This window comes from Streptomyces sp. CLV115 (assembly GCF_038448545.1).
Lineage (GTDB): Bacteria > Actinomycetota > Actinomycetes > Streptomycetales > Streptomycetaceae > Streptomyces > Streptomyces sanglieri.
The window spans coordinates 1-15,696 of record NZ_JBCEWQ010000081.1 but is presented as its reverse complement, the minus strand read 5'-3'; the positions used below and the strand labels follow the sequence as shown (position 1 = coordinate 15,696).

17 protein-coding genes are annotated in these 15,696 nt (G+C 59.2%); 14 read left to right on the top strand and 3 right to left on the bottom strand.

The annotated features are described in order from the left end of the window. The first annotated feature begins 219 nt into the window (after positions 1-219). The 12 genes from AADR41_RS25405 to AADR41_RS25350 all read left to right on the top strand — a co-directional run bounded on the left by AADR41_RS25405 (position 220) and on the right by AADR41_RS25350 (position 10,003). Positions 220-1,014, top strand: a complete 795-nt coding sequence (locus AADR41_RS25405) for a hypothetical protein (RefSeq protein WP_342283714.1) — start codon at positions 220-222, stop codon at positions 1,012-1,014. 5 nt (positions 1,015-1,019) lie between these two features. Next, on the top strand, positions 1,020-1,226 hold the full coding sequence (locus AADR41_RS25400) for a hypothetical protein (protein ID WP_342283713.1): 207 nt from the start codon (positions 1,020-1,022) through the stop codon (positions 1,224-1,226). Between the two features lie 938 nt (positions 1,227-2,164). After that, positions 2,165-2,647: a hypothetical protein gene (locus AADR41_RS25395; protein WP_342283712.1), complete on the top strand. Its 483-nt coding sequence runs from the start codon at positions 2,165-2,167 to the stop codon at positions 2,645-2,647. 187 nt (positions 2,648-2,834) lie between these two features. Continuing rightward, a complete protein-coding gene (locus AADR41_RS25390) occupies positions 2,835-4,721 on the top strand; it encodes a phage terminase large subunit family protein (protein ID WP_342283711.1) in 1,887 nt (628 codons plus the stop codon). Between the two features lie 120 nt (positions 4,722-4,841). Then, complete coding sequence (locus AADR41_RS25385) at positions 4,842-6,236, top strand: phage portal protein (RefSeq protein WP_342283710.1); 1,395 nt, start codon at positions 4,842-4,844, stop codon at positions 6,234-6,236. Between the two features lie 70 nt (positions 6,237-6,306). Then, positions 6,307-6,720 (top strand): phage scaffolding protein, encoded by a 414-nt coding sequence (locus AADR41_RS25380; RefSeq protein ID WP_342283709.1) that lies wholly within the window; start codon positions 6,307-6,309, stop codon positions 6,718-6,720. 95 nt (positions 6,721-6,815) lie between these two features. Beyond that, a complete protein-coding gene (locus AADR41_RS25375; protein ID WP_342283708.1) occupies positions 6,816-7,694 on the top strand; it encodes a phage major capsid protein in 879 nt (292 codons plus the stop codon). Positions 7,695-7,767: 73 nt separating this feature from the next. Continuing rightward, positions 7,768-8,232 carry a hypothetical protein gene (locus tag AADR41_RS25370; RefSeq protein WP_342283707.1) on the top strand — a complete coding sequence of 155 codons (465 nt, stop codon included), beginning with the start codon at positions 7,768-7,770 and terminating at the stop codon, positions 8,230-8,232. A gap of 389 nt (positions 8,233-8,621) precedes the next feature. Beyond that, positions 8,622-8,939 (top strand): hypothetical protein, encoded by a 318-nt coding sequence (locus tag AADR41_RS25365; protein WP_342283706.1) that lies wholly within the window; start codon positions 8,622-8,624, stop codon positions 8,937-8,939. Between the two features lie 2 nt (positions 8,940-8,941). Further along, positions 8,942-9,358, top strand: coding sequence for a hypothetical protein (locus AADR41_RS25360; RefSeq protein ID WP_342283705.1), 417 nt, complete (start codon positions 8,942-8,944; stop codon positions 9,356-9,358). A gap of 11 nt (positions 9,359-9,369) precedes the next feature. After that, positions 9,370-9,765, top strand: a complete 396-nt coding sequence (locus AADR41_RS25355) for a hypothetical protein (protein ID WP_342283704.1) — start codon at positions 9,370-9,372, stop codon at positions 9,763-9,765. Between the two features lie 40 nt (positions 9,766-9,805). Further along, a complete protein-coding gene (locus AADR41_RS25350; protein ID WP_342283703.1) occupies positions 9,806-10,003 on the top strand; it encodes a hypothetical protein in 198 nt (65 codons plus the stop codon). 180 nt (positions 10,004-10,183) lie between these two features. Here AADR41_RS25350 and ychF read toward each other — a convergent pair whose 3' ends face one another. Then, positions 10,184-11,272, bottom strand: a complete 1,089-nt coding sequence (ychF, locus tag AADR41_RS25345) for a redox-regulated ATPase YchF (protein WP_072483973.1) — start codon at positions 11,270-11,272, stop codon at positions 10,184-10,186. A gap of 540 nt (positions 11,273-11,812) precedes the next feature. Here ychF and AADR41_RS25340 point away from each other — a divergent pair. Then, entirely contained in the window at positions 11,813-12,310 is a 498-nt protein-coding gene (locus AADR41_RS25340) for a DUF6542 domain-containing protein (protein ID WP_342283733.1), read from the top strand. Between the two features lie 31 nt (positions 12,311-12,341). Here AADR41_RS25340 and ppgK read toward each other — a convergent pair whose 3' ends face one another. Both ppgK and AADR41_RS25330 read right to left on the bottom strand, forming a co-directional pair. Beyond that, positions 12,342-13,079 carry a polyphosphate--glucose phosphotransferase gene (gene ppgK / locus AADR41_RS25335; protein WP_342283701.1) on the bottom strand — a complete coding sequence of 246 codons (738 nt, stop codon included), beginning with the start codon at positions 13,077-13,079 and terminating at the stop codon, positions 12,342-12,344. A gap of 83 nt (positions 13,080-13,162) precedes the next feature. Further along, positions 13,163-14,152, bottom strand: coding sequence for a 4-hydroxy-3-methylbut-2-enyl diphosphate reductase (locus tag AADR41_RS25330; RefSeq protein WP_342283700.1), 990 nt, complete (start codon positions 14,150-14,152; stop codon positions 13,163-13,165). Between the two features lie 74 nt (positions 14,153-14,226). Here AADR41_RS25330 and AADR41_RS25325 point away from each other — a divergent pair, with 74 nt between their 5' ends. Then, entirely contained in the window at positions 14,227-15,687 is a 1,461-nt protein-coding gene (locus tag AADR41_RS25325; protein WP_342283699.1) for an APC family permease, read from the top strand. Positions 15,688-15,696: the final 9 nt, after the last annotated feature.

Sequence of the window (15,696 nt, the reverse complement as noted above, 5' to 3'; positions counted from 1 at the left end):
ACAAACCCCCGGCTTTGTCAGTCACCCGTGTTATGATTAAAGACGTAAGAACAAATCGTTCCAACGGTGTGGACTAGACGCCAAGGAGGAATCTTCTAAGCTACTACATTTGGATATCTGTAGTGTGTATAAGGCCCTCGGTTTCAGCTAGTCCCTGAAGCCGGGGGCCTTTTTGGTTTCTTACCCAAACACACACAGATATTGGAGATGTAGAACAGAATGAAGTTTGACGTACTAGGCACAATGCGTGCCATCAGAGATGACAAGAGCCTGAGCACTACGCAGAAGGCTTTCATGTTTGCGGCGGTTCTTCGCACGGACAACAAGTCCTGCAAGGTAAGGATGAGTCTTGAGGGATTGGCAGAGGACGTTAAGTCTTCCTCCAAGACTGCTTACCGCGTTTTCGCCAAGGAGAACGAGAACGTACTCAGGTACTTCTCAAAGGTAGAGAGGAACAGCCGCTCGGTTGACCTCTGGTTCCATCCATTGCCGGACACAGTGTCCGTCATTGATGAGGACACAGAGTCTCCCAATGAGGTTGACGGACATTCTGTCCACGTTGACGGACATTCTGTCCCGGATGAGGGACACAGTGTCCTACCTTCTACCTATCCTTCTACTCTTTCTTCTACTAAGAACAAGGAAGAACTAGAGACAAGGAAGGATGAAGGAACTAAGGATGTTGACTCCTCTCCTTTGTCCTCAGTAGTTACTGACTCCCCTTTGTCTTCTATGGAGAAGGATGCCGCCGAACCGGGGGCGGTTGTTAAGAAGACCCGCTCTCTCTTTGCTGGGAAGAAGGCAGAGCTGTTGGAAGGCCGCTCGACAGAGGCGGAAGAGGTTGAGGTAATCCTCGGTTCCTCTGAGCATGAGGCAGAGGCCCGCAGGAAGTTCAATGACCCGAACCACCGGCCGGACATGGCTGGTGCTTTGCGAGCACGTTGGTGCGTCACGGACTCTATCCCTGAGCCTGTGGCTGTTAAGAAGACTGGTATCGACTCAGAGGAGTGGTAAGGCGCATGGAAGAGATGGACGACTTCACAAGACGGAATGGCATCGGTTGCGAGAAGTGCGGTACATGGCTTCCAAAGAACCGACAGTGCTTCCCGTGGGGTTCTAAGAAGCCCAAGGTATGCATTGACTGCATCGAGGACACGTTCGCCATGTTGATGCTCAGCATCGACTTTGTGGCGGTAGTCGAGAAGGTCGAGAGCGGGAACCAGTAGGAGACCTGAGAGGGGCCCTGTACGCCTTTCTCAGGCTCTATAAAAACGGCCGGGTGTCTGAGGATGCCCGGAAGCTCACACAGGCTCACAGAGCCTCAGACACAAGGAGAACCAATGACACTCACCATCATCCTTCTCATCCTTGCAGCCTTCCTGTACGGCAAGAGCAGAGGCGTCAAGGCACAGAAGGAGAAGGAGCCTCAGTACGTCATTGAGGTACGGAAGAAGTAACCACAGAAAGGAGAACCATGGAACTAACGGCAATGCTCATCCTTGTCCTACTCGCCTTCTATCTAGGTTGGACAGTAGGCAAGTCTTTGGAGAAGAAGAAGGCAGATGACTTCCTTATAGAACTGCGCAAGGAAGTGGCCCGATAACCCCGAGCCGGCTGAGCCTTTGAATTATGCATTTGGAAGCATTCTTGATAGAATAGAGGTAATCAAACAGTTCTACTCATTCTGTTGTGATTGCATCTCGGGGAACCCCATTAGAAGAAACTCATGGCTAGGGCCTTCTTCTCCTCAAAATCTAGTGGGGTTCCCCTTCCTTATATCGCGTTATTGCGGTGACTCAACAACTAGTTGAGATTGAAGAAAACGGCGGGTTGTGAGAGGAGGAACCATGAAGCTACAAGAAGCAGCCAAGCAACTCTCAGAGGACTTGAGAATAAGACTCAGGCATCTAGAGGAGGAGATACAGAGATGGCAGTTGACAAAACAAGGCGCACGAAAGAGGGACCACTAAGGTTCCAGCACAAGGGCAAGACATACGAAATTCCAAGGGACATGACAGCCCTTGAGTACCTATATCTAATCGAGAGGAAGGAAGACGAACTAGCGCAGTACGAAGTACGTACCCGTAGGACAAGGAACCAGGACTAGCAGCCTGAGGAGGTCTAGAAGGTAGTACCCCCGTCGCGCGTGTTCGTAAATTGAAAAATGCCAGGACCCAAGTACACAAATGAGGAAAAGCAGGCATATCTAGAGGTTGCCGCAGAACTCGGACATTCGAGGGCAATGCGGGAGATTGGATATCCAAAGTCATGGAATACCGCTAACCAGTGGGCACAGGACTTTGGGGTTGATGTATCCCTTGATGAACTAAAGAGTAGGGCAGCGGCACATAGAGACTTCTATGAGAAGGAAGAACTACTAACCGCAGCACAGGTTGCCATTGACCGCGCCATGGACTTCTTGGACAAGCAGCGCGATATGTCCGCAGACGACTTCAAGAAGGTCATGGATGGACTAGGTAAGGCAATCGACAAGCACCTACTTATCTCGGGCAAGGCGACTACCCGCACCGGTCACGAGAAGGACCAGGACCAGGGCGACCCGTTCGCAGAGGCTCTAGACGCCTTTCTAACGGCCGAACAAAAGGACTCCGGGCAGTCTATCCAGGACTCCTCTGAGAGGGCCTGAGGCAGCCACACAGAGGCTCAGCCCTTGCCGACAATGTACCAACATTTGTAGCAACACCCAGAGGCCGGCACATTTGTACCAATGTTTGTAGCAAGTAGTCACAGGTTGCCTGCCAACTTCTGACACCGGCCTCTGTGCACCCCCTCTGACCAGCACAAACGAAAGGATTGGACCTAACAGACAGAACATGGATATTCAGACATACATCAACCCATACCCAAAGGAGTTGCTAACCAGGACAGAAGGTCGAGTAGCGCTTACCCGCAATGACCCTCTCCTCTTTGCTTGGCTGTATCTCCCGCATCACCTGACTAGCGACTCAGGCAGTCAGAGCCTCAGTGCCTTTCACCTTGACCTAATCGAGTATGCGAAGTCTTGGACCAACCCTGTCACTAAGCCAAGGGAATACCGAGACTGTTTCATTGCTCCGAGAAACGCGGGTAAGAGCACATGGCTTTTCCTTTTGCTCCCCATGTGGGCGGCGGCTCATGGGCACATCAGGTTCGTTGCTGCATTCTCTGACAGTGCTTCTCAGGCTGAGGACCACCTACAGACGTTCAAGACAGAGCTAGACACGAACGAGCGTCTGACCAGCGACTTTCCAGACCTCTGTACCCCCATGATGGGTCAGAAGGTCAAGCGCCACATTGCACAGTCCTCAGACCAAATCATGCAGGCTAACGGCTTTGTCTTTATGGCCAAGGGCATTGATGCAAAGACACTCGGCATGAAGGTTGGTAGGCAGAGGCCAGACCTTCTCCTCTTTGATGACATCGAACCGCCAGAGGCCACGTACTCAGAGGTTGAGGCATCGAGAAGGCTTACGACTCTCCTTGATGCTGCATTGCCTTTGAACATCTATGCGCGGGTTGCCATTGTTGGAACAACAACAATGCCCGGCTCAATCATTGACCAATTGAGAACAGTCGGAGAAGCCAAGAGGGAATGGGATAGCCAGAGTCACAAGGAGGTACTTCCGTGCCATCTTGATACAAAGAAGGAGGTACGGAACGAGAAGGAGGTAGCAGCCTCATTCGGACATATAGGTACGGATGAGAAAAGCGGTACTAAAGATATTTTTTCATTTGAGGCCATATCTACACCCTTCAAAAATGCGTCATACCCGGAGAATCTGGCAGATGGCTCAGGAGGGGCCCTAGAAGCCGCTGAGACAGCCTCAACCCCCTTCCCTAGGCCCTCAGTTGAGGAGACCTCTCCTAGGCCCTCTGAGACCCCTTCTAGCGGCTCAAGTCTGACCCTTGCCGACACAGCCTCAGAGGCCGGAACCGAGCTGGTTGCCGACAATGGGGACCAGGACCAGGACGCCAGAGACTTCTATGAGTCCCTTGCCCCTGAATTCCGATGGGTTGAGGACGCTCGAATCTCGGTGCACTACTTCCCTGCCATCATCACGAACCCTGATGGCTCAGAGGAATCGCTATGGCCTGAGTTCTGGCCGTTGGAAGACCTCAACTCGATTCGCCATACGCGAGACTTCCATAAGAACTACATGAACCGGCCGGTGTCTCTCAGTGCCGACTACTGGACAGACGCGGATATCCGCATTGGCCAGCCTGAGGAGTACGGCAACACTCTTCTTTGCATTGACCCTGCTGTCACCACAAAGAGGACCAGTGACTACACAGGCTTTGCCGTTGTCTCCAGAGGCTCTGACGGCAACCTGTACGTGCGCTATGCCGACCAGTTCAAGTTGCCCGGTCCTGAGCTACGGGAGAAGGCTCTAGAACTCTGCGAACGGTTCGGGGCTCAGGTTCTGTACATCGAGACGAACCAGGGCGGTGACCTCTGGCAGTCAGTCTTTGATGGGGTGCCAGCCAAGTACCGCAGCATGCGAAGCACCGAGAAGAAGGAGATTAGGGCCGCTAGGGCTCTGGACTTCTACCGCAAGGGGAAGGTGTTCCACACCGGGCACTTTGACTCTCTACAGACGCAGATGTTCGCGTTCCCCAAGGTGTCCCATGATGACGTCCTGGACGCGGTTGTCTCGGGGGTCCTGTACTTCCTTGGCAAGCCTCAGGCTAAGACGACTGTGAAGCGTCAGAGCTACATCTAGAACCCTTTAGCCGTGCCTCCGGAAAAAGAATTACTAACCGGGGGCCGGCTGGCCCTTTCTATTTGGAATTAGGAGAGAATTCCTTTATACTTGAAAGCAAGGAGATAACTACAACCAAAAATGACAGACCTAACCACCGCGGTTCTCGAAATCCTAGATAGGAGAGACGATTACCAGACAGCAGAAGACTACTACGAAGGACTAGCCGAAGAGGTATTTACCTCGATGGCTCTAAAGCGTGCCCTAAGGCACACCAGTGACCGTTTCCGCCTTAACTTCGCGGCGACTCCGGTTAACGCGGTGAACAACCGTCTTGAGATTACTTCTGTGTCCGCAATCTCTGATGAAGCCGGACAGTATCTCGACAGGGTTTGGGCCTCCAATGAGCTTGAGCTAGAGGTAGGCCAGATTCACAAGAAGGCCCTGATTTACGGTGACGCCTATCTGATGGTGTGGCCTGAGGGCGATTCTCTTGAGATTTACTACAACAGCCCGAAGACAACGGTTGTCCTCTATGAGGAGGAGAACCCCCGCCTAAAGCGTGTTGCTGCCAAGATGTGGGAAACCATGATTGAGGGCAAGAACCGTACTCGCGTGAACCTGTATTACCAGGACCGCATTGAGAAGTACGTCAGCCGTGCGGAGAGGCTTCCTCAGACTCCTAAGGATTCTGACTTTGTGCCGTTCCTTGATGAGTTCACCGACTCCAACGGCATCATGCCAAACCCTCTTGGCCGTGTCCCTGTGTTCCACTTCCGTACGGAGAGGCCAAAGGGTAAGCCCGAGCACAGGAACGCTTACGAGCCTCAGGACTTGATTAACAAGCTCTGCGTTACGCAGATGGCTGCCAACGATTACCAGGGCTTCCCGTGGCGCTATGCGCTTACCGAGGATGCTTCCTCAGAGGCCGCTGACTTTGATGAGGGCTCAGAGAGCACGCTTACCGGCTCAACTCCTGGTGAGCTAACCATCTTCAACAACGTCAAGGAGATTGGGCAGCTAGACCCGGCTAAGCCTGAGTCCTTCCTTGAGCCTATGCGCGTCTATATCCGCTCGTTGGCAACCATCACAGAGACTCCCCTGCACTACTTCGAGCCTACGGGAAATATCCCGTCCGGAGAGGCCCTGAGGACCGCAGAGGCACCACTAGTCAAGAAGGTACGGACTCGGCAACTGTCCTTCGGTGCTACGTGGCGAGAGGTGTTCACGTTCGTTCTTGAATCGGCCGGATTCAAGGAAGACGTACAGGTTCATTGGAAGCCTGTAGAGACGTTCGACACCAAGGAAGCAATGGAGATTGCTTACAAGAAGATTCAGATTGGCATTCCCCTTGCACAGGTGGCAGCAGAGATGGGTTACGACGCGGCCGTGGTGGCTAATTGGATTGCCGAGAAAAATACCCAGGAGGTCCAGGCCGGCTCGGACCTACCAGGAAATTCTGAATCTCAGGACCTAAATCCTGATGCCAAGGCAACGGCAGCCGTTCCGGACGGCTCCAAGGCTGAGGCTGCATAACCCAGCACCACACCATTACCCAACGGGTCGAGATGACCCCTAACTATCCGAGATGGAGGCAAGACAAGTAATGGATGAGAACGAGATTGAGGCTATCCGGGCGGCTTTGAAGAAGGCCAACGAGGAAGCCAAGACTTATCGCCTTGAGGCAAAGGCTCTACAGGAACAGCTAGAGGCTGTCCAGTCAGAGACACAGACCCTCAGGACGAACTACCTACAGACAAAGGCTCAGGATGAGCTTAGGAACGCCGGATTGACGAATGCCAAGGCTTCTAAGTTCATCGACTACTCAAAGGTTTCCGTTACGGAGACAGGAGAGCTAGAGGGCCTACAGGAACAGTTGGACGCTTTGAAGGAGGACCTTCCTGAGCTGTTCAACGCTCAGCAGAGGGTTTCTGGAGGGGCAGACGTCGCAGATAAGCGGGAAGCACGTCCACAGAAGAGTTCCGCAGATATCCTCGCTGCAAATCTTCGCAAGGGCTAAATCCTTGCGACACAACTGAATACACAACAGAACAACAACTGAATCCGGGGGCGTGACCCCCGGACAACTAAATAATAATTGGAGAACAAAAGAAAATGGCTCGTGTTAATGCTGATGCTTGGGTACCTGAGGAGTACGGCTCTGAGGTAATCACTCGCGTCAATCAGAACTCTGCGATTGAGGCTCTTGCCCGTCGCTTCGCTATGTCAAGCGACATTGCAAAGGTGCCGCGTGTCGGTGCCGTTGGCGTTGATGTAGTTGCAAAGGGAACTCCCTACAACGACTCTAACGCTGCGCTGGATAACGTCATCCTTGACGCGGTGAAGTTCGGTAAGACTGTCACCATTGCCGAGGAAGACCTAGAGGACGCTATTGCCAACGCTGTAGCGGCTTTCCAGGCCGAATGGGCTGTTGATTACGCCCGTATGCTCGACAACGCCTGCCTTGGTGTTACCGGTACTCAGAACGGCACCACTGTTCCGTTCACCTCGGTTTACAAGGCTGCTGCTTCTGGTCAGAAGATTGCGACTGCCGGTGCGGTGACTTACGCAAAGCTGTCGGACACCATGGCGCTTTACGAGGGCAGCGATTACGCGAATGACGCGGACACCGTTGTTATCGCGCATCCTTCCTTCAAGGCTGCTTTCCGTGGAATCCTTGACGACAACAGCCGTCCAATCTTTGTTGAGGGTGTCGCTGGTACTCCTTCGACTCTGTTCGGTCTAGACGTCACCTTCTCCTACGGTGCCAAGACTTCCACCACGGCTACCAGTGCCCCTAACGGCAACCCTCTTCTAGTCGTGGGTAACCGCCAGCACCTTGTTCTAGGTGTTCGCTCTGGTCCTGAGAGCCTGCTTTCTTACGAGCCAGGTTTCCGTACGGATGAGCCTGTACTCAAGATGCGTGCCCGCCGTGGATTCGCTGTTGCGCGTCCAGAGGCATTCGGAATCCTTGAGGTTACCGCCGGTGCCTAATCCCTGAGGGGATGAGGTTCTAGAGGGCAGGGTTTCGGCCCTGCCCTCTTTTCAATGAAAGGAATGATGACGAATGGCAACAGCATATTGGTACGGCCCGGCTCTACAGAAGATGATGACAAAGCAGATGGATTTGGTTAACGACACCATCAAGGTTGCGCTAGTCAAGTCAACGTATACGCCGAATCGGAACACGCATGACGAATGGGCAGACGTATCGGCGAACGAGGTAACGGGAACGGGATATACGGCCGGTGGAATCGCATTGGCATCCAAGACACTGACATACAACACAACGAACAAGTATTGGACGTTCGATGCTGCGGATTCGACTTGGACGAATGCGAACGTTGTATTCAGGTATGCCGTTATCTATGACGACACAGCAACGGGTAAGCCTCTCCTCGGCTATGTCGATTTCGGTACGGCGCAGACAGTCACGAATCAGGACCTGACTATTCAGTGGTCCATCTTGGAGCAGGACCCCGAATCAGGAACGTTCTACAGCGATTCTGGAATCCTCCGGGTATCTGTGTAAGGAGTTCGAATGAATCTCGAATACGGATATCCGCCCGTCGCACAGTTCGGTGGAACACTCGGATACACAATCGTTCTGACGGAACCTGTGTCGAATCCGCCGATTGCTCTAGAGGCAGGATATCCGGCGAATGCGTATACCGGTGGAACGCAGGGATACACAGTTGTTCTGTCGGAACCTGTAACACCTCCCCTTGTGTTGGAGGCTGGATATCCGGCGGTAGCCAATGTGACTGGAACACTCGGATACACATTGGCGATTACGAACGCTCCGACATACAAGTATGCGGATACGGAACTAGAACGTAAGCGTATGACTCTCACGCTTGCCTCTCGTTCTATCGGCATAGAACTAGCACGGAAGAAACTAACGATGGAGGTAGAAGCGTAATGCTCGAATACATTGCGGGCAGCGTGCCGGTAGAACCCTTGGCTATTACGGTCAAGGATGAGGTAGGGAACCCTAGAAGTCTCTCCGCGTATACCGGTGCCGCTGTCCTCATCATCGGTCCTGATGGTGTGACCCGTACAGGCGGAACGGCGGCAATCTCGAATGCCGCAGAAGGACAGGTGACTTATACGTGGCCGAACACCGTTGTCTTTGATGTGCCGGGCGACTATCGCCTAAGGCTCAAGCTGACAAAGGGTGCGGCTGCTGATTACACAGCCGAACAGAAGATTATTGTTCGGCCAGGATTGGAGGTCTAAGGATGTACGCAACGATTACAGAGGTTGCCGATATCGCCGGGGTATCCGTCGATGACGCAACCATCAAGAAGGCTCAGGCAATCATTGAGACAGCCTCAGGGAAGCCTGAGGAACTAGTCTCGAATACGACAGACCTTCTATGGCTCAAGAAGGCTACGGCTTACCAGTGCGCCTATATGGAGGACGACCCAACCTCTGTCTTTGAACAGCCCAACATGGAGTCAGTGACACAGGGCGAGTCAAAGATGGTGTTTGGTGACAAGGACGTATGGCTGTCACCTCTTGCACAGAAGGCCATTGCCAATCTGTCTTGGCGTAAGTCTCGGAGGATTCAGCTACAGCCGTTCGGCTACCGGCGAGAGCTGCACAGGCAGAGCCGCGAGTCACGGCGTATCGCTGAAAGGCTGTGGTCCTGGTGAGACTCCTTGCAATGAAGCGCTATGAGCTACGGGCAGAGGTCTACCGGGCGGTTTCCTATCAGGACCCTGATTCGGGAGCCATCATCAACACGTACGACTATGCCAACCCTGAGGTAATCAAGGTAACCGGCGGCTCTGTTCGTCCATGGGGTTCTATCCAGGACTTTGGTAAGGACTACCAGTACCGGGACTACCTACAGTTGTTCTCGCCTACCGAGATTCCTCTAGATGCTCGCATTGGTCGAATCAGGAACAAGGCAGGGGAAGTGCTGTGGCGAGAGGACAACGGCAACCCAACCCTCTTCGATGTGTACGGCTGTTTCCCTGAGAACGACCCTAGGGGCAGTGCCGTTGACTTCCGAATCCTGCTGTCACGTACAGAGGTGCAGGAACGCTTGCTTCCCTGAGTCCTCGGGCTAATCCTCACAGGGATGGAAAGGAGGCCGGTTGTTCAAGATGACCAAAACGCCGTTGGCTCTCACTGCCGTTGGAGGACTTCTCATCTTTGCCAGCACAGCGGGCAAGGACCAGAGAGACGTTGCCTATGCAGCAATCCTCTTCGCAGCGTTCATCCTTGGCGCTTGGGTAGCTCTGTTCGACAACACATTGGGTAACCATGAAGATGACGAATCAGGCGGAAGCTAGTAGCCCTTTCCTGTAACGCAGAGAGACCCCCGGCCTAATCAGCTAGGGGTCTCTCTGTATGTGCGCTCTATGTGGCTGGCAATTTCGGGCTAGGGAGCCGTTGTTGACAGCCTCAGTAGACTAGGCCCTGTAAAGGGCGTAGTGGAGAAGACGTTCAACTCCTGACAAGAAAACGAATTGTCACACGTTGAAGCGGAACTCCACGACGTCCCCGTCCTGCATCACATAGTCCTTGCCCTCCATGCGGGCCTTGCCCTTGGCGCGGGCCTCGGCGACCGAGCCGGTCTCGACCAGGTCCTCGAAGGAGACGATCTCCGCCTTGATGAAGCCCTTCTGGAAGTCGGTGTGGATCACACCGGCCGCCTCGGGGGCCGTGGCGCCCTTCTTGATCGTCCAGGCGCGGGCTTCCTTCGGGCCTGCCGTGAGGTAGGTCTGGAGGCCCAGGGTGTCGAAGCCGACGCGGCCGAGGGTGGCCAGTCCGGGCTCTTCCTGGCCCATGGACTGGAGGAGTTCCAGGGCCTCGTCGTCGTCGAGCTCGATCAGCTCGGACTCGATCTTGGCGTTGAGGAAGATCGCCTCGGCGGGGGCGACCAGGGCGCGCTGCTCGTTCTTGAAGTCCTCGTCGACCAGCTCGTCCTCGTCGACGTTGAAGACGTAGAGGAACGGCTTGGTGGTGAGGAGGTGCAGCTCGTGGAGGAGGCGGCCCTTCTCGGTGGAGGCCGTGATGCCGGCGTGGAAGAGGGTGTCGCCCGCTTCGAGGATCTTCTGGGCCTCCTCGACCGCGGCAAGGACCGCGACCTTCTCCTTCTGGAGGCGGGACTCCTTCGTGAGGCGCGGGACGGCCTTCTCGACGGACTGGAGGTCGGCGAGGATCAGCTCGGTGTTGATCGTCTCGATGTCGTCCTTGGGCGAGACCTTGCCGTCGACGTGGACGACGTTCTCGTCCTTGAAGGCGCGGATGACCTGGCAGATCGCGTCGGACTCGCGGATGTTCGCGAGGAACTTGTTGCCCAGGCCCTCGCCCTCCGAGGCGCCGCGCACGATGCCGGCGATGTCGACGAAGTCGACCGTCGCGGGGAGCAGCCGCTGGGAGCCGAAGATCTCGGCCAGCTTGTTCAGCCGGGCGTCCGGGACACCGACGACGCCGACGTTGGGCTCGATCGTGGCGAACGGGTAGTTGGCCGCCAGCACGTCGTTCTTGGTCAGGGCGTTGAACAGGGTCGACTTGCCGACATTCGGCAGGCCGACGATTCCGATCGTGAGCGACACGTTGGCGACTTCCTGAGGAGTGGAGAGAAGTGGGGTGGTTCTGCACGGCCCGGGTGGGTCGATTCTCCAGTTTACGGGCGGGGGCGACCGGGGCCCCACGGGTCCGGTCGGGTGCCGATTCGGTCCCTGTGTCGAGTGCGGTTCGGCGCCGTGCGGGGTGTCGGCCCGGTCCCCCGCACCGGGTGCCGGTTCGGCTCCGTGCCGGGTGCCGATTCGGTCCCCGTACCGGGTGCCGGCTCGGCTGCGTGCCGGGTGCCGATTCGGCTCCATGCCGGGTGCCGATTCGGTTCCGTACCGGGTGCCGATTCGGTTCCCGTTCGGCCGTGTGGCATCGAACTCATCCCCTAGGTCGCGCAAAGGGCGTGTCCCGTACCCGCTTCCTGCTGCCCGGCGACCTACGTTGTCCCGGTGGAGCAGCACAGGACACGTCCCCCGCAGCGCAGGCAGTCTCGCCAGGCCCCGCTGCCCCCCTCCCCGTCCCCGTCCCCGTCGCCGTCCCCGCAGGGCACCATCGAGGAGACCGCGGCCGTCTACCGGGTGGTGAGCGCGCCGGAGGGCCGTTCCCGACGTCCGGTGCCGCCCGTCGTTCTCGCGCTGCGCAGGCTGCCGAATCCCCGGTTGACCGGGATCGGGGCCGGGCTCTTCGCCGCTGCCACCATGTTCGTACTGGCCTGCCTCGACCTGCTGGTCCTCGACGGTTCGTCGGTGGTGTTCGGTGTGCTGTTCCTGCCGGTCTGCGCGCTGACCGCGCTGTGGGTGCGGCCCGCGGACCTGGTGACCGCGCCGATCATCGTGCCGATCGCGTTCGCCGTCGGTGTCATCCCGATCGCCGGAGGCACGGGCGGGTTCGGCGGCCAGACCATGGCGGTCGTGACGGCGCTCGCCGTGCACGCCGGGTGGCTGTACGGCGGAACGCTCATCGCCGGTCTCATCGCGACCGTACGGAAGGTACGGCTGATGCGTCAGCGCCAGCGCCGCATGCTGCTCGCCGCGCAGACGGCGCGCCCCTCGCAGTCGCCGCGCCGCCCGCGCCGGTGAGCGGCGCGGAGGGCCGACGGGCGGACAGGGCCTAGCTGCTTCCGGCCGCCATTGCGGCGCCTACGATGCCCGCGTTGTTCTGAAGCTCCGCGGGGACCATCTCGGCCCGTACGTGCTCGATCAGGGGCAGGAACTTGTCGGCCTTGCGGCTGACCCCGCCGCCGATGATGAAGAGCTCGGGCGAGAACAGCATCTCCACATGGGCCAGGTACTTCTGCACCCGGTGCGCCCAGTGGTGCCAGCTCAGGTCCTCGTCCTCCTTGGCCTTGGTGGAGGCGTGCTTCTCCGCGTCGTGGCCGTTCAGCTCCAGATGGCCCAGCTCGGTGTTGGGTACGAGCCGGCCGTCCACGAAGAGGGCGCTGCCGATCCCCGTACCGAACGTCAGCACGATCACGGTTCCCTTGCGGCCCCGGCCCGCGCCGAAGGTCATCTCCGCGACGCCGGCCGCGTCCGCGTCGTTCAGCACCGTGACGGGGAGGCCCAGACGGTCACCGATCAGTCCGCGGGCGTCCGTGTCGATCCAGCCCTTGTCGACGTTGGCGGCGGTACGGGTGACCCCGCCGGTGACGACCCCCGGGAAGGTCACGCCCACCGGGCCCTTCCAGTCGAAATGGCCGACGACCTCGGCCACGCACTCGACCACGCCCTTGGGCGTGGCCGGGTGCGGTGTCAGTACTTTGTGGCGCTCCTGCGCCAGGTCTCCGCGGTCCAGGTCCACGGGAGCGCCCTTGATCCCGGATCCGCCGATGTCCACGCCGAAGATCTGCATGCAGTCCACGGTACGGGCAGGTTGCCCGGCCCACTTCCCGAAAGCAGAACGTCCCGGAAGCGGAGCAGGGCGCCGCCGGGGCTCTACTTCTGCGAGAGGGCGGCGGCCTCGGCGCGCAGATCGCGGCGGAGCTCCTTGGGCAGCGAGAAGGTGATGGACTCCTCGGCCGACTTCACGATCTCCACGTCCTCGAAGCCGCGCTCGGAAAGCCAGGCCAGGACGCCGTCGACCAGCACCTCGGGGACCGACGCCCCGGAGGTGACGCCGACCGTGGAGACACCCTCCAGCCAGGCCTCGTCGATCTCCTCGGCGAAGTCGACCAGATGGGCGTCGTTCGCACCGGCGCCGAGGGCGACCTCGACCAGGCGGACCGAGTTGGAGGAGTTCTTCGAACCGACGACGATCACCAGGTCGGCGTCCGCGCCCATCTGCTTCACCGCGATCTGGCGGTTCTGCGTGGCGTAGCAGATGTCGTCGCTGGGCGGCGAGATCAGCAGCGGGAACTTCTCCTTGAGCGCGCCGACCGTCTCCATCGTCTCGTCGACGGAGAGTGTGGTCTGGGAGAGCCAGACGACCTTCGACGGGTCGCGCACCTCGACACCGGCGACGTCCTCGGGGCCGTCGACCAGCGTGATGTGGTCGGGGGCCTCGCCGGAGGTGCCGATGACCTCCTCGTGGCCCTCGTGACCGATCAGGAGGATGTCGAAGTCGTCCTGCGCGAAGCGGACGGCTTCCTTGTGGACCTTGGTGACCAGGGGGCAGGTCGCGTCGATCGTGGCGAGCTTCCGCTCGGCCGCCTCCGCGTGCACGGTCGGCGCGACGCCGTGCGCGGAGAACATCACGATCGAACCCTCGGGGACCTCCGCCGTGTCCTCGACGAAGATCGCGCCCTTCTTCTCCAGGGTCTGTACGACGTACTTGTTGTGAACGATCTCGTGGCGCACATACACCGGGGAGCCGTACTGCTCCAGGGCTTTCTCCACGGCGATCACGGCACGGTCCACGCCCGCGCAGTAGCCACGGGGAGCGGCGAGCAGGACGCGGCGAGGTGTCGTAGCAGTCATGCGACCCATCGTAAGGCCGAGTCGAACGCGCGGAAGATCGGCCGGGTGGCGAGACTGATCCGTACGCGATCGAGGGAGGGCCCATGTCGGACACCGGCAGCGGCAGCACTGAGCCGAAGGGGACAGCGGCGGGGTCAGCCGGGGCAGCGGGGACGGCAGGGGCGGCAGGGGCGGCAGGGGCGGCAGGGGCGCATCAGGAGAGCGGCAGGCTGCGGCGGACGCTCGGGTTCCGGGATCTGGTGGTCTACGGGCTCCTGTTCATCGCGCCGATGGCGCCCGTCGGGGTGTTCGGCACGCTCGACGCGAAGTCCGACGGCGCGGTCGCGCTGGTCTATGTGGCGGCGACCGTGGTGATGGCGTTCACGGCGTTCAGCTACGCCCAGATGGTGCGGGTCGCCCCGCTGGCGGGTTCCGTCTTCGCGTACGCACGCAAGGGGCTCGGGGAGGGGCCGGGGTTCATCGCCGGGTGGATGGCGATGCTCGACTACCTGCTGATCCCGGCGGTCGCCTATCTCTTCTCCGGGATCGCGCTGAACTCTCTGGTGCCCTCGGTGTCGCGGTGGGTGTGGACGGCGCTCGCCGTCGTCGTCACCACACTGCTGAACCTGTGGGGTGTGCGGGCCGCCGCCCGGGTCGGCTTCGCGGTGCTCGCGATGGAGATCGTGGTGCTGCTGGTGTTCCTGGTGGCGGCGGTGGTGGTGCTCGTACGGGACGGGGCGCAACGCGGCTGGCTGACCCCGCTCACCGGTGATTCCGGCTTCTCCGCGGCGGCGGTGCTGGGGGCGGTGTCGGTGGCCGTGCTGTCCTATCTCGGGTTCGACGCGATCGCCTCGTTCGCGGAGGAGGTGACCGGGGGTTCGGCGAAGGTGGCGCGGGCGCTGCTGTTCTGTCTGGTGCTGGCGGGTGTGCTGTTCGTGGCGCAGGCGTATCTGGCCGCGCTGCTGGAACCGATGACGTCGGCGGAGCTGGCCGCCCACCCGGCCGCGCAGGGCTCGGCCTTCTACGACACGGTGGACTCGGCGGTCGGGAGCTGGCTGCACGATCTGGTGGCCGTCAGCAAGGCGATCGGGGCGGCCTTCGCGGCACTGGCCGGGCAGGCGGCCGCGGGCCGGCTGCTCTTCGCGATGGCCAGGGAGCGGCGGCTTCCCTCGGTGCTCTCCAGGGTCGATCCGCGGTCCGGGGTGCCGCGGATCGCGATCCTGCTGGCCGCGACGGTCACGCTGATCGCCGCGGTGTGGGCGGCCCGGCGCGACGACGGGCTCGACCATCTGGTGTCGGTCGTCGACATCGGCGCGCTGACGGCCTTCGTGCTGCTGCACGCGTCGGTGGTCGGCTGGTTCGCCGTACGCCGGATGGCGGGGCCGCCCAGCTGGTGGCGGCATGTGCTGGTGCCGGTGGTGGGTGCAGGGGTGCTGATCGCGGTGATCGTGGAGGCGACCGGGAGCGCCCAGGTGGTGGGGACGTGCTGGCTGGCGGTGGGGCTGGTGGTGCTCGCGGTGCAGTGGCGGCGCGGCGTACGGGCCGGAGCGACCGGGGGCGGGTGAGCCGGGAGG

Excerpts from the sequence above, each read along its gene's own strand:
- AADR41_RS25355 (WP_342283704.1), top strand. The coding sequence starts at position 9,370 with ATGAAGCGCTATGAGCTACGGGCAGAGGTCTACCGGGCGGTTTCCTAT.
- AADR41_RS25380 (WP_342283709.1), top strand. The coding sequence starts at position 6,307 with ATGGATGAGAACGAGATTGAGGCTATCCGGGCGGCTTTGAAGAAGGCC.
- AADR41_RS25385 (WP_342283710.1), top strand. The coding sequence starts at position 4,842 with ATGACAGACCTAACCACCGCGGTTCTCGAAATCCTAGATAGGAGAGAC.
- AADR41_RS25325 (WP_342283699.1), top strand. The coding sequence starts at position 14,227 with ATGTCGGACACCGGCAGCGGCAGCACTGAGCCGAAGGGGACAGCGGCG.
- AADR41_RS25370 (WP_342283707.1), top strand. The coding sequence starts at position 7,768 with ATGGCAACAGCATATTGGTACGGCCCGGCTCTACAGAAGATGATGACA.
- AADR41_RS25395 (WP_342283712.1), top strand. The coding sequence starts at position 2,165 with ATGCCAGGACCCAAGTACACAAATGAGGAAAAGCAGGCATATCTAGAG.
- AADR41_RS25405 (WP_342283714.1), top strand. The coding sequence starts at position 220 with ATGAAGTTTGACGTACTAGGCACAATGCGTGCCATCAGAGATGACAAG.
- AADR41_RS25390 (WP_342283711.1), top strand. The coding sequence starts at position 2,835 with ATGGATATTCAGACATACATCAACCCATACCCAAAGGAGTTGCTAACC.
- AADR41_RS25365 (WP_342283706.1), top strand. The coding sequence starts at position 8,622 with ATGCTCGAATACATTGCGGGCAGCGTGCCGGTAGAACCCTTGGCTATT.
- ppgK (WP_342283701.1), bottom strand. The coding sequence starts at position 13,079 with ATGCAGATCTTCGGCGTGGACATCGGCGGATCCGGGATCAAGGGCGCT.
- AADR41_RS25400 (WP_342283713.1), top strand. The coding sequence starts at position 1,020 with ATGGAAGAGATGGACGACTTCACAAGACGGAATGGCATCGGTTGCGAG.
- AADR41_RS25375 (WP_342283708.1), top strand. The coding sequence starts at position 6,816 with ATGGCTCGTGTTAATGCTGATGCTTGGGTACCTGAGGAGTACGGCTCT.
- AADR41_RS25360 (WP_342283705.1), top strand. The coding sequence starts at position 8,942 with ATGTACGCAACGATTACAGAGGTTGCCGATATCGCCGGGGTATCCGTC.
- AADR41_RS25330 (WP_342283700.1), bottom strand. The coding sequence starts at position 14,152 with ATGGGTCGCATGACTGCTACGACACCTCGCCGCGTCCTGCTCGCCGCT.